At 42.8% G+C, this 594-nt stretch carries 1 protein-coding gene; it reads left to right on the top strand.

Going from position 1 to position 594, the window contains the following annotated elements; genetic code table 11:
- Positions 1-135: 135 nt before the first annotated feature.
- Positions 136-594 (top strand): aminotransferase class I/II-fold pyridoxal phosphate-dependent enzyme (locus tag KIV40_RS26750; RefSeq protein WP_285352212.1); only part of this gene is annotated, 459 nt, incomplete at its 3' end.

The raw sequence follows: 594 nt of genomic DNA, 5'->3' as shown, positions 1-594 counted from the left end.
GAAATTGCCTGATAAATCGACGGTTATCGGATTACTTATGGTAACTAAGCGCTTCTATTAAAAAATGTTTCTGATTTTACTACGATAATGTTAACGTAAAACTCATTACTTGAATTTCAAAGGGTTGTGACTTTCATGTTTTCACATCTACCAAAACCAACTTTAGATCCAATTCTCTCTCTTTCTGTGGCTTACCGTGGCGACGAACGCCCTGATAAGGTCGACCTAGGTGTCGGTGTTTACCGCAATAACCAAGGTGAAACGCCGATCATGAAAGCCGTCTCGATGGCACAAGATATTGTTGTCGAGAACCAAAAAACCAAAGCTTATGTTGGCCTAGCAGGTTGCGAAGAGTTTAACCAAAGCATGGTTGATCTGCTTCTTAAGGGCACATCGGCGATGGATCGTGTTGCCGCAATTCAAACTCCAGGTGCAAGTGGTGCGCTGCGCATGCTTGGTGACCTTATGAAGGTAGCTCAGCCAGATACCACGGTTTGGATTTCTAATCCTAGCTATGTAAACCATCAACCTGTAATGGAAGCGGCAGGACTTAAAGTTAAGCACTATTCTTACTTTAGTCCTGAAACAAAACAG

It is taken from the genome of Vibrio sp. D173a (genome assembly GCF_030248475.1).
Note: the sequence above shows the minus strand (reverse complement) of the source record. Positions and strands in the feature narration are given on the sequence as shown.